Origin of the sequence: Pseudomonas sp. R4-35-07, assembly GCF_003852235.1 — a bacterium.
In the GTDB taxonomy this organism is placed as follows: Bacteria; Pseudomonadota; Gammaproteobacteria; order Pseudomonadales; family Pseudomonadaceae; genus Aquipseudomonas.
Genome location: NZ_CP027732.1, coordinates 1,754,109 through 1,766,822, shown reverse-complemented (window position 1 = coordinate 1,766,822; position 12,714 = coordinate 1,754,109). Strand labels below are relative to the sequence as shown.

Genomic DNA, 12,714 nt, shown 5'->3' with positions numbered 1-12,714 from the left:
TTACTCCCAATCCGCTTTGGCAATATGCAAGCCGTGCTGCCCCTTATAGGCAGCACGTTCCGGCTGACTCCAGCCACTCAGCAATTCGTTCTCCAGCCTGTAGATTTCAACCCCCAACGGACGACACACCGTCAGCGGGTCCTGCGCCTCCGGCCCCCACATCGGCAACGACAAATCCCCACCTGGGCATGTCGATAGCGCACACAGCAAATCAATCTCCGCGAAAAACTCCAGGTAATCGCCCTTCTGCGCCGGACAGGCTTTCATGAAATACATGTCATCGTGATTGAGGCCGGTGCACTGGAAAATATTCAGCACGTCGTGCACATCGAATTCCGTCAGACCGTGAGGCAACACCGCACGGGTCAGGTTTGAGTGGCAGTGGTGATGAAAGTCCTCGCCAGTGAGCATACGGTTTACATAGGGATCGCAGCGTGTGCCGAGCAAGTCGTGCAGGCGCCCGCCGTGCTCATCGATGCCGTAGCTTGCGAGGCTGTCGTCTGTAATAGTGACTAATGGTCGTAGAAATGGAAGGTTCGACCACAAGCGGTCGTGAGTGCTGACGTGGGCGCCTTGAAGTTGCCGAGTGCGCGCCGCCCACAAGCGTTCGCGCGGATCATTGGCGTTCCACACATTGAAGTCGCCCACCTGGGGGCCTACAGGCGTGGTCACCCGGAACACATGCCCTGCCGGCACCTTCCACGCCCTGCCCGTGCGGATCGGCACCTCGAACTGCTCGATCAGCGTGCGCTGATCCTGGCGATCACGGATACGTTCATAGAAGGTCGTATCCACCTGTAACGCCGAGCCTTTGCTGACTTGGTAAGCGGCTGGATAGTCTTTGTACATGGGGCGAACCTCCATCAAGGGTGACTGTTGAACAATCGATGATCTTGAGGTAACCACATTTCATGCCAGGGCTGGGCTAAAAACACATGATAAAAGGCCGATCATTGATCGGCCCCTGGGTGACGTCGTTTAGTTGATAACCAGCCTGTCGCGATTCTTCTCCAGCAAAGCCTTGCCGATGCCCTTTACTTCCAACAACTCATCCACCGAGGTGAAGGGCCCATTGCTTTCGCGAAAGGCGACGATCGCCTTCGCTTTGGAGGCGCCGATACCGAACAAATCACGTCGCAGGGTTTCAGCATCGGCGGCGTTGAGGTTGACCTTGGCGGATTGCTCGGTTTTGGTCATTTGTGCGGAGATTGGGGTCGGGACCTCAGGTTTAGCGGACGGGGCTGCGGTGGTGGCGACAGAGAGGCTGGTGAGGAAGGCGAAGATTAGAGAGGAGATGTAGAGGTTTTGCATTGGTGACGCTCCATGACATCGGTAAGAGAAAAGCAGCTTTTCCGAAGCTGCTTTTCTACCTTAGGCGACGGATGGAGGGTGTCAAAGCGGGGATATTGCAGGATGTGAGAGAAAGTCGTTTTTTGTGTGGGCGCTGATGGACTGCCGTGTGGAAAGACTTGGTTCTCCCACATGATCGAATCATCCAATTCGGCGTGCCCCCCAACGATGCGAAATTGAGCTACATACGAATGCTATCGAAAGCATCAGTACCCAGTTGCGTGCGAGAGCTTGAGGTAAGCATCTTCACACCGCGGCATTTGTTCTGTCCAAGGTGCGGTCAACCTCGGGTACATTAATCTCTTCTACCCGTTTCTTGCGCATAAACCTTTTTTCTACATGAACGAAGGTAAAGGTCGACAAGGCGACAATAACGGGAATAGTCGCAAAGTTCACAAGCCAAAAGGTCACTTTATCAAGAACAGCTAAATCAAAGAATACAGACAACACCTTGAAGGATAGAAACAGTACAGGCAAGTGAAGCAAATAAATACTATAACTAATATCACTTAGCCTGTTAAGGAACTGATAATGCAAGAAACGAGGATTAGAAACAGTAACACATATGAAAAATATAGTCGCCAGAGCAAATCTAAAAGCTCCGTAGCCAGGAACATCAACCAGTCCGCACATCCACACAAATATGCATATTGCAACTACAGTAGAAACAAATTTGACGAACCTACTTGTAATATTTGCTTTATGAATAACTGCTGCTGCCATGCCTGACAGAAAGTAGGCCCAACAGACGACGGCGGAGGTGCCCAGGTCAATGGCAGCTATAATTATTGCCACCGTCAGTATGATAAACTTATATTGGGATCTGTAAAAAATTGCTACCATTGGCAACACTGCATAAAAACGCCACTCATGAACCAACGTCCATGTCACGGAACTCAGAGGTACAAGAGATACACCTCCAATTCTCATCGGGTTATCGATGAAATTGAACGTTATTAAACCCGCAATAGTAGTAATAGACTCTTTATCCAGAAAATCAAAGCCTGCAAAAAAAGCCGCGATAAAAAACACCAAAATCGATGTTAGATAGTAGAGAGGAGCTACCCTTCTAATTCTAGATACAAAAAAATCACCCCAGTCAATATTCTTATTCTTGATGACTTTATCAAAAAAAAGAAAGCCTGTAATACAGAAAAAAATCTGTACACCGAAAGATCCAAGGTTCGGGTAAATTTGTCCCCAGGCAGAAAAAACGGTATTTTTTACACCCAAATTTATTAGCACAAACGGCGCATGATTAACAAATACGAATATAGCAGCAAGACCACGCAGACCATTGATGAATTTATATTCGTGCTGAACTTCCGCGCTTTCAATTTTCGATCTAAAAATCGACGAAAAAGCAATGAACATTAATATAATTGAGAGGGTGAGCGTGATAACTTCAAGCGAATATTCAGTTTTCATTTAAAAGGATTACTCATGCAATGCCATCCTGCTTAGGCTATGTTGAAGACGCTCCATGGATGACGAAGCGTGAAAACTATGCCGTCCGTTTATCACGAGCAGTGCGCACGGAAAAATCATGGTGCGTTGCCGCAGGTGAATTGTATTCTGTCAGAGGTGCATAGGGAAGAAAATACGGGCATAAAAGCTGAGATAACAGCATAAACTGCTGTTATCCAAACTAAAAATCACACTACAACTCAAGTCTTTTTTGTTGATAAGACCAGTCAACAATTTCGCCATCGGGAGCATAGCCACTCACAGTTTCGCGTAACAACTTACGTACCTCAATATAATCATGACTTTCTATCGCACTCAGCAATTCCACTAATCTTGGCTTCAATATGCTCCAAGATAGATAATCTTCATTAGCACTCATAATCATTGGGTGTTGCGTGGCATCGACATTGTCACCTATGAGTAATTCTTCGTAGAGCTTCTCTCCGGGCCGAAGTCCTGTAAACTCGATAGCGATATCTCCGAGGGGCTTTTTTTCTGAGCGGACGCTTAGGCCTGACAGATGAATCATTTTTTCTGCCAATTCCGTGATTTTAACCGGTTCGCCCATATCCAATACAAATACGTCCCCCCCTGCCCCATTGAGCCTGCCTGAATAACAAGCTGAGCAGCCTCCGGGATAGTCATGAAATACCGGGTTATTTTCGGATGAGTCACCGTGATGGGCCCACCTGACTTAATCTGTTTGTGAAAAAGAGGAATTACTGAACCAGAAGAACCCAGAACATTTCCAAATCGGACCATTGTGAAGCGAGTACGATTGAGGGCTAGAGAGGTCGTGTTAAAAAGAGCCGGTTCTAATTCACGGCTGAGTGCCTGAAGCGTCATTTCAGCAAGACGTTTGGTGCTCCCCATTACATTCGTAGGACGCACCGCCTTATCAGTCGAAACAAGTACAAAATTAGCAACATTTGAAATAATAGCTGCTTGAGCAGTATTTAACGTGCCGATAACGTTATTCAGAAACCCTTCCGATATATTATGTTCTACCATCGGCACATGCTTATAAGCGGCCGCATGGTAGACCGTATTTACATGCCAGGTTTTCATAACATCAACCAACTTATCCTGGTTACGTATAGATCCCAGGATCGGAAGCAATTTTACCGCCAGCGAATCCCTAAGTATGCGCGCTTCCAGTTCCGACATAATACTGTATAAATTATATTCACTGTGTTCAAAGAGAATCAGTATTGTTGGTTGCAGCTCGAGGATTTGGCGGCAGAGTTCAGATCCAATAGAACCTCCCGCGCCGGTAACCATTACTACATGGCCCCGTATGCAATGTTCCAGCAAATTTTCTTGTGCAGGTACTGGATCACGCCCTAACAGGTCTGCAATATCTACTTCTTGGATATCGTCGACTTTGACGCGCCCACTTGCAAGGTCCATGAAGCCGGGGACACTACGTACATGCAGAGGAAAACCCTCAAGAAACCCGAGAATCTCCCGACGCCGACCACGCGTCGATGAAGGTATCGCCAACAAGATCTCTTGGGCGCCCGTGGTGTCGATCATTCGTTGGATATGTTTAGGCTTATAAACCTGCAGCCCAGAGATTACCCTATCAGAAATAGTAGGATCATCGTCAATAAACGCTACAGGTCTCATTAAGCGGCCCATGCGTAATGCCGCAACTAGCTGATTCCCAGCAGATCCCGCGCCATAAATAGCCACACGTGGCAAGCCGTCATCACGGTTAGTGAAAGGCACATATTGAGCCGCCGTAAACCAATCCCCCAGGAAGAATTGACGCAGCGCTAACCTCAATCCTCCTATCATAATCAGGCTTAACCACCAATAGTTAAAGATGATAGAACGAGGAATTACATTTTGATGGTTACTGTACCAATAAACGACCACTCCAATAATAAGGGAGGAAAGGCTGACAGCCTTAATTATCGCGATCAGCGCATCATTTCCAAAGTAACGTAAAACCGCGCGATACATGCCAAAACGTATAAACAGCGGAATAGTCACAATAGGCGCCGTTAAAAATAGCCATGTGTGCAGCACGAACGGGTTGATCATCTCATCGAGGCCTATGCGCACGACAAAAGCTAACCAAAGCGCAAACCAAACTAAAAAAACGTCTGTAACCACCTGCAGAACACGTTTATATCTACGCGGGAGACTTAATAATCCAGATCTTAGTGAGTTCATATTTTCTAAACCTCTCGCAGCTCTAACAACCTAAACCTGAATAAATATACAACACCAAGCTCTCAGGATTTTCGCATTAATAATTTACTTCTTTAATACCGGCCTTAAATTTCAGAGCCAGAATGATGAGCGGCGTGTAAGCGATCAACAAACCGGCAGCACCGTCAAGCCTGTCAAATGCAACAAGCAACGCAATTGGGAAAAGCCATATGAAATTTATTACGATTATGCACAAAGTGACAGGTATGTGTGCATTAAAAATGCGAGAGGCATACTGATAAGCATGACTCCGATGTGCCTCATATACTTTTTCGCCACGTACCAGCCTGCGAAGCAATGTCAATGTCGCGTCTACAATAAATACGCCTAATAAAATCAGCCACACCCATAAAAGTGCTGAAGAAAAAGATACAGCTTCAAGCGATATCATGGCCAATGTAATACCTAGAAAACCACTCCCCGCATCCCCCATAAAAATTCGGGCTTTGGGGAAGTTCCAGTAGAAAAAACCTGCTGTTGCCAAAGCCAAATAAATAGGCGGCCATAACAGCTCTTCATATCCTAAGAACCAATAGATAAAAGCGGCGGAAGAGCAAGCACAAATAGCTTGAGCACTCGCCAGTCCATCAATGCCGTCCATGAAGTTGTAAAGATTCAACATCCATACGGCATACAAAACAGCTAGAATTCCGCCAATCCAACCTAGATGGATTGGTAATCCAAAAATCGTAATCGACGGTACCCCACCGATCCAATATAACGCCCATATTGCTGAAAAAAAATGTCCTAATAATCGCCAGCGCGCAGGAATGTGGCCATGGTCATCCAGAAATCCCAAAGCGGCTACGATTATGCCAGCCACGAACGATGCAAGGAAAAAAGCGTGATCAATCAGCCCAAAGCAACGCATTAAACCCAATGATATTAAAAACCCTAGCACAATTGCCACACCGCCGCCGCGAGGAGTCGGTACCGAATGTGAACTTCTGCTATTAGGGATATCCAACACATTTCGCTGGAGCGCATACCGACGCAACAATCCGGTTAAAAACATGGAGCTCGCTATTGAAGTAATCGCTATCCAGAAAGCCATCTGCCTGTCCCTACCTGCAATAATTTCGAAATTAATCGCTATAATAAACGGAATCTTTCGCCTGATTCGACCAAAGCATCATGAGCTTTTCTCGCAGGGGCCCAGTTCAATAATGCTCTGGATTTTTTATTATCGACAACTAATGATCTACACAACTGCGTATATAACGATCGCTTCCCAACAGCACTGGCGACTGAACGGATTAAGGCGTCAGGAACGCGGAACAGTCTTTCTTTTCGGCCCATACCCAACGCCAACAAATTGATAATTTCACTAATGGAAAAATCAGTTCCATCAGAAACTAAAAACAATTCATTTGCAGCTGACGGGTGCCCAATACATAGTTCAATAAAATCTACCAAGTTCTCCAATGCTATCATGCTACGCTTATTTTCTACGGCGGCGAACGGCAGTGGCACTCCCGTAGCGATCAATTTTAACAGACGATTAAAATTACCAGGTGCCTCAGCGGCATAAACTAACGGAGGACGAATAACTATCAGCTCCATGGTCTCGCCAGCGAGCAATTCCGAGAGCTCGCGCTCTGCTTTCAACTTGGAGCGAGCATATTCTGCATGAGGCTTGGGTTCATCACTCTCAGTGAAAGCACCATCATGGGTCTCCGAACCGTTGACACCAATTGAGCTGATGAATATAAAACGACGGACACCTGCTTTTACCGCTTGCTGCGCTAAATTGACAGCACCTTGAACATTAATCCGTTCAAATTCCAATACTGGATCTTCGCTCCCGGCGTCTAATACATGCGCGCGTGCTGCGAGATGGATAACGGTGTCGACTCCTTGTAGAGCCTGATCCCAGCCCGTATTACCATCTACTTCCCCCGTCGAGACCATTTGGATATCTGAAGCAACATCAGAAGGTTTGCGACAAGTACCGACAACTGAATATTTAGCTAGGCTAACAAGATGCTTAGACAACGCCCGCCCAATAAAGCCATTAGCACCGGTAATAAGGATTTTCATTTAGTCCTGTCTAACACTTTCTGGTAAATTTTCAGGATTTTATCCAACATGATATCGAAAGTAAAATTTGTGCGATATATGTGCTGCCCTAAAAGACCTTGTTTTTTTCGAAGCTCGGGGGAATTAATCAACTGTGTCAGTGCATCCATCAATCCCTTCTGGTCCCCGCGCTCCACCACGAAACCGTTCTCACCGTTTGCCACCAGCTCAGATACGCCTCCCACGTTAGATGCTATTACCGGAAGCCCAGTTCGCATAGCTTCCAATATGGTCAGCGGCAACCCTTCCCAGTCAGAGATCAAGACGAAAACATCCGACCGCGAAAGCCTGATCGGGACGTCATCACAAGCCCCGGAAAAAACCACCTTCTCGCCTATTCCCAGATGCGCTGCCAACGTCTGAACGCTGGAAAACGAAGGGCCATCGCCTACCAGTTCAAGCTCCCAGTTCTTTGGTGCCACTTTTGCAAGCGCTTCCAAAAGAAACTTTTGGTTTTTTGGAACTTCGAACCTTGCGACCATGATTAAGCGTACTTTATCAGACTCGGTAAGGCTAACTATATTAGAACTGACCTCGGGCATACCGTTATGAATCGTTAGAACGCTGGCTTCATCGCCTACCTTAGCCTTCAAGGCGAGTTGCCTGTCAAATTCAGAAACCGTAAGGATCTGTTCTGAAAAACGGGCCATGATCCTTTCAATATTACGGTATAAGAAACGACGCTTGGCAGACACTCCCTCTGTAAAAGCCCAACCATGTGCCGTAAAAATTGCTGGCAAGCCAAGACTTTTAGCAGCGAGTCTTCCAAGAATACCAGCCTTGGAGGAATGCAAGTGGACGAGGTCAGGTTTTAGCTTGGAAAGCATTTTCCTTAATTCAAAAAAGGCGCGAATATCTTTTCTAGGATTAATTTCGCGAACAAGATACTTTAATGGGAAGCACGATAAACCTAAATCCCGCGCTCGGGAATTAAAGACGCCCTCGCCACCAACGAGAATATCGACACTATGTCCCGCTTGAAAAGAACCCAGTGCCAAATCAAGGAGGTGTACACTAGCACCGCCTATAACGTCTGAGCGGGTTATGACATAAACAATTTTCACACTGCGTCCCTTTTTTAAATCCTAGCCCAAGCCAAACTTACCAGGTTTAGAGATTGGCCGTATCGCGTCGCCATACTCTCACTAAAAACCGTTCGGAAATTGCTGAAAACCGAAATTATGAGCTTTCTGGTTGGGTGTATAACCGCTCCCATGTACTAATCACAGAGTCTATGGAAAAGTTATCAACCACTCTCGACCTGGCAGAGGTGACTAGCGAGTTCTTTTCCTCTGGAGGTAGGCTCAGTGCTAGTTTGATACTCTGACGTAATGCTTCAGGATTAAACGGTTCAACAAGATAGCCGCTGCCACCTAGCACCTCTTTCACCCCTCCGCAGTCTGTCGCAACCACTAAGGTTTTGCATGACATCGCCTCGGCCACTACGAGCCCGAAACCCTCCCATGCGGAAGACAATACATACACATCTGCAGCACAATAAAATGACGGTACGTCATTGCGTCGTCCAAAAAATTTTATCTTCTCGTCAAGGTGGGCTTCGTTGACGCGGAGCGCCAGATCAGTAGCCAAAGGACCGTCGCCCACTATCCACAGACGCACGTTTTCATCATCCTGCGAGATCAGCTTAAATGCATCTAATAAACAGGGATAGTTTTTTGCCTCGACGAGCCGCCCTACAGCCAATATAACTTTGATAGAAGAGTCTATTGACTCTCTGGCACGAACCTGATCACGCACTTGCTCATCAAAAACATAGCGCTCCGTATCTATCCCATTAGGTACAAAGATCATACGCCCGGCAGATGAGGCACCCTTTGCAATAAGTATATCAACGGCTTCCTGGCTCACATTTGTCGTAACATCAGCTAGAAAATCAGTCAGACGGTAAGCCAGCATTTTCAGCTTACCACCTTCATTTGAACTGTGTGCCGTACAAATAAGCTTAGGTATTTTGATAACGAAACGAATCACCCTAGCTATCAAGTTCGCGTGCACCATATGACTATGTAGCACGTCGGGTTTAAATCGTCTAATTAGTTTAATCAGATTATTTATCGCGCGCACCATCCCACGTAACGTCTTATCACCATTCAACGCTACAACAGATACCCTGGGCTCCCCAGGAAGCACTTCCTGCTTGCCTGTCAAATAAGCAATAACGACGTTATGTCCCCGTGCACTCATGCGATCAGCAAGATCCACGACTTGTCTCTCGGCGCCACCCATGCCCAACCCTGTGATAAAAAACATTATGTTCATCAAGGCCTCCCTAGAACCATATACAAAAGGCATTGGGCAGACCTAATTAGGTTCTTAAACTTGTAAAACAAGGTTTTTTCGCGCAAGAACTGCGACCAATAATAAATAAAAAATCCTTTTGGATTAGCTCTTAAATGGCGTGAAAAGTTTCGGCTGTATCCGTCTTCCAGATAGTCGCAGAGATAAATTACTTTTCTCGTGAAAAATATTACATCTCCCACATCACCTATTTTATTCCAAATGTATAACTCTGGAACAAACTTCTCAGCTTCAAAAATTGGAAACGGAAACTTAGACATAACTTCAGTTCTAAATATATAAGCTAAATCGCCCTTGAATAATTTACCGGCTTCCGTCGGTGTGGAGATAAGGCTCGGTTCCGCAGTCTTTATCTCATTGCCGAGCAGCTCCCCACTAAAATAAGCTTTCCGATAGCACAAGCCAACTGTGCTACTAGTCGCGGCCGCGACTGACGCTAAAACAGTTTCGACAGCATCAGGCAGTAGTGCGTCATCGCTGTCGACAATGAAGATCCAATTTCCTTTTGCTGCCACCACTCCGCTATTAATAGCCGCGTGCTTTCCAGCATTATTCTGCCTGACCGCCGTTAGCCCGAAACCTAAATTGGTTTCTTTTAGCTCATTGACAAAATTTTGTGTCTCATCAGAACTACCATCGTCTATCAGCACCCACTCAAACTCTTTTGAGCTTTGCTCACGCAGGCTCTTTAGCAACCGAGGAAGCGTTGTAAAGCGATTATATGTTGCCGTTAAAATTGTGATCACTCAGTACGCTCCTCAATATAAGTGACTGGCTTATACCGGCAAGACAATATAAGTAACGTAACGCATAACATAATTTCCGCCAAGACAAACCCGAGAACAATGCCGTTAACGTAGTACTTAATTGATAATAGACTCGCAACAAGTATAGACATCACCGAAAACAATAGCATCGCAGAACTAGCGACTTTATCCATGCCCCGAGGTATCAGCATGCATAGGCCCAATGCTTGATTAGCCATTCTGAAAGGGATTATCCATACAAAAACCTGCAACGTCGTCGTTGCCTGCTCAAAATCAGCGCCCAATAGTTTGTTTATTAGAAATCCACCAGCTACGGAAATGGCCAATGCGCTTACGCAACCCAGCAAGAACATCAGCCCCACGATGATCCAAGATAGCTTAGATGCAGCTTTTGCTGAGGAAAGATACTGTCTATTTAAATATGGAAAAAAACCAATGAGTACAGGATTTATAAAACCTACAAATCCTCTTATGATTTTTTCGGCAGGAACATATCCTGAAACAGCTACTTTCCCACAAAGTAATCCTACAAGAGCAGGGCCGGCGCTAAGCAAAATGTTGTTTGAGCTCTTATATATAAAAACGTGAAAGCCCTTGCGGATCTGAAGCCACCCGCCTAACAAGCTAAACCGAATCCTGCATCCGCCTCGGTAACATATATAATTCCCAATCAGCGTGTTTGCCAATGCAAATGTCGCTAAAATAGCTAATGCGAATAAAGCGTCACTTGGATGTCGAATAAAAATAAACAAGCATAAAAGGCTAGAGATACGTAGCGCCACTTCCAAAAACACAACAAGTGCAATTTTTTCAAGCCCTTGAAAAAACCAAAACGGGCTAAATCCGAAAGCTAAAAAGTACAAAAACCCCAGGCCTACAACCTCAATCTCGAAAGTATTCGAATAAAAAAACATATACAAAATAAACGCTGTAAAACTTATGATAGAAGAGATTATAACTTTTGCAGAAAGCACTTCGCCGAAGACTTTCGACAGAGTCGACACATCAGTCTTGACTAACGAAACTTGCCGAGCAGCACTTAACGAAAACCCATACTCCACAACAAGTGAGGACAAAAGGGCAATCGATTGGACAAGTACTACCTTGCCGTATTCCTGAACGCCCAACGAACGTGCTAATACAGGTATTTCCAAGATAGGCACCAAATACCCAAAAAGCTGTACGACGAAAAGCAGGCTCATATTTTTAAATACGGTAAACACGTTATGATCCTATGTGCTTGTCATGTTTTATTTTATTCAAACTTAAATCTTCATACTTATAAGTACGAGAAAGCCAAGACACCATCACAATCCAATAACCCCATTCTGACATCTCGGTACTCAGCGGATGAAAGAGCATGATAAAAATATAACAAAGCCCCCCCAGCGCAGCGGCAAACTTAAAGAAAATATTTTTATTTAAACTGGCACTCTCCACGAGCGACAAAAAGAAAAAAATAAATGGCGTTAATATCAAAAACAAAAGTGCTAACTCACCGAGTACACCTACGTCGCCCAGCATACCTAAGTATACATTATGGATAACAATATTTTCGCCATCCACTACACTAAATGAACTGCCAAATCCGCAACCGAATGGAAAACACTTTTGAACGTTACTTATTCCATCCTGTATCATGGCAGATCTAACTGGATCCCCCTCAAGCAAACGATTTAAAACAAGCAATGAATCATGATTTGCAAAATCAAAGTTTGAAGATAGAAGCACACAAATTCCTGCAATCAAGCAAACAATTGCAATCATCAACGTCCTGATAGGAAAAATCAAAAACCGCAAGAGAAAGAAAGATAATATTACAATCGCAAACCAGAGAAATCCTGTTCTACTGGAATCGGCCAGCAATATATACACCGCTGCAATTAAAATTACGCCAGCAAAAAATGCTTTTTTCATGCCCGCCGAAAGCAGTGTTGCAATTATATAAGGCGCAAAAAAAGCACATACTTTCCACATTACTCCGGGATAGGCGAACTCGCTCCCTTGGCGGCCATCGCCTAATTGAACATAGAGCTCAACAAACACAAATTTTGACAAGACAAATACTATAAGTCCTACAATAATCGAAATTGAAGCAATCCTGTAAAAATCGTTCAATTCCAGCAAACTGGAACAGTTGTATATCACCAAAAACAGTATAAAAATCGCTATAAACTTCACACCTTGGTAAGCTGTATATATATCAGAATTAGCTACTCCTGAAATCATAAAAGCAAGTGCCATCAATGTGAAACCCAGCATGATAGCACTTCCCTCCGGCGTCAGCTTCAACCGTCCGCCGCAACCGTAAATCCCAAGTGCAAATACGCCCCCCCATAATAACCAGTAGTTAAGTGAGCCGATAATATTCCTGGTATCGCCCAAGGTCACGAGTACGCTGGCCGCAAGCACTGCCAAGAACGCGTAGCGTTTATTAATTTTCATATCGACCTCAGAATAAGCTCAACTAAAGCGTGTGCCGGTTACCAATCGAGCCATTCTCAGGTACCGA

Annotated in this window: 10 protein-coding genes and 1 pseudogene; all 11 read right to left on the bottom strand. The window is 45.2% G+C overall.

Translation table 11 applies throughout. The features are described from left to right. Complete coding sequence (locus C4J89_RS08095) at window positions 1-849, bottom strand: DUF1989 domain-containing protein (RefSeq protein ID WP_124414192.1); 849 nt, start codon at window positions 847-849, stop codon at window positions 1-3. Window positions 850-978: 129 nt separating this feature from the next. Next, the gene (locus C4J89_RS08090) at window positions 979-1,311 is read right to left on the bottom strand and encodes a ComEA family DNA-binding protein (protein WP_124361872.1); all 333 of its coding nucleotides are present in this window, start codon (window positions 1,309-1,311) and stop codon (window positions 979-981) included. A gap of 285 nt (window positions 1,312-1,596) precedes the next feature. After that, window positions 1,597-2,778: an acyltransferase gene (locus C4J89_RS08085; RefSeq protein WP_124414191.1), complete on the bottom strand. Its 1,182-nt coding sequence runs from the start codon at window positions 2,776-2,778 to the stop codon at window positions 1,597-1,599. A gap of 232 nt (window positions 2,779-3,010) precedes the next feature. After that, a pseudogene (locus C4J89_RS08080) lies at window positions 3,011-4,998 on the bottom strand (polysaccharide biosynthesis protein). Window positions 4,999-5,074: 76 nt separating this feature from the next. Continuing rightward, window positions 5,075-6,091, bottom strand: coding sequence for a glycosyltransferase family 4 protein (locus C4J89_RS08075; protein WP_124414190.1), 1,017 nt, complete (start codon window positions 6,089-6,091; stop codon window positions 5,075-5,077). Between the two features lie 38 nt (window positions 6,092-6,129). Then, window positions 6,130-7,077 carry an NAD-dependent epimerase/dehydratase family protein gene (locus C4J89_RS08070; protein ID WP_124361869.1) on the bottom strand — a complete coding sequence of 316 codons (948 nt, stop codon included), beginning with the start codon at window positions 7,075-7,077 and terminating at the stop codon, window positions 6,130-6,132. Further along, window positions 7,074-8,180, bottom strand: a complete 1,107-nt coding sequence (locus C4J89_RS08065; RefSeq protein WP_124414189.1) for a glycosyltransferase family 4 protein — start codon at window positions 8,178-8,180, stop codon at window positions 7,074-7,076. Before C4J89_RS08065 ends, C4J89_RS08070 begins: the two co-directional genes overlap by 4 nt. A gap of 115 nt (window positions 8,181-8,295) precedes the next feature. Continuing rightward, entirely contained in the window at window positions 8,296-9,396 is a 1,101-nt protein-coding gene (locus C4J89_RS08060) for a glycosyltransferase (protein WP_124414188.1), read from the bottom strand. Next, complete coding sequence (locus C4J89_RS08055) at window positions 9,396-10,181, bottom strand: glycosyltransferase family A protein (RefSeq protein WP_124361866.1); 786 nt, start codon at window positions 10,179-10,181, stop codon at window positions 9,396-9,398. Before C4J89_RS08055 ends, C4J89_RS08060 begins: the two co-directional genes overlap by 1 nt. Further along, window positions 10,178-11,425 (bottom strand): oligosaccharide flippase family protein, encoded by a 1,248-nt coding sequence (locus C4J89_RS08050; RefSeq protein ID WP_124361865.1) that lies wholly within the window; start codon window positions 11,423-11,425, stop codon window positions 10,178-10,180. Before C4J89_RS08050 ends, C4J89_RS08055 begins: the two co-directional genes overlap by 4 nt. A gap of 1 nt (window position 11,426) precedes the next feature. After that, a complete protein-coding gene (locus C4J89_RS08045) occupies window positions 11,427-12,647 on the bottom strand; it encodes a hypothetical protein (RefSeq protein WP_124414187.1) in 1,221 nt (406 codons plus the stop codon). Window positions 12,648-12,714 lie beyond the last annotated feature (67 nt).

What these genes read in the sequence shown, in the direction of transcription:
- C4J89_RS08090 (WP_124361872.1), bottom strand. Translation starts at nt 1,311, where the DNA reads ATGCAAAACCTCTACATCTCCTCTCTAATCTTCGCCTTCCTCACCAGC.
- C4J89_RS08095 (WP_124414192.1), bottom strand. Translation starts at nt 849, where the DNA reads ATGTACAAAGACTATCCAGCCGCTTACCAAGTCAGCAAAGGCTCGGCG.
- C4J89_RS08060 (WP_124414188.1), bottom strand. Translation starts at nt 9,396, where the DNA reads ATGAACATAATGTTTTTTATCACAGGGTTGGGCATGGGTGGCGCCGAG.
- C4J89_RS08085 (WP_124414191.1), bottom strand. Translation starts at nt 2,778, where the DNA reads ATGAAAACTGAATATTCGCTTGAAGTTATCACGCTCACCCTCTCAATT.
- C4J89_RS08075 (WP_124414190.1), bottom strand. Translation starts at nt 6,091, where the DNA reads ATGGCTTTCTGGATAGCGATTACTTCAATAGCGAGCTCCATGTTTTTA.
- C4J89_RS08070 (WP_124361869.1), bottom strand. Translation starts at nt 7,077, where the DNA reads ATGAAAATCCTTATTACCGGTGCTAATGGCTTTATTGGGCGGGCGTTG.
- C4J89_RS08045 (WP_124414187.1), bottom strand. Translation starts at nt 12,647, where the DNA reads ATGAAAATTAATAAACGCTACGCGTTCTTGGCAGTGCTTGCGGCCAGC.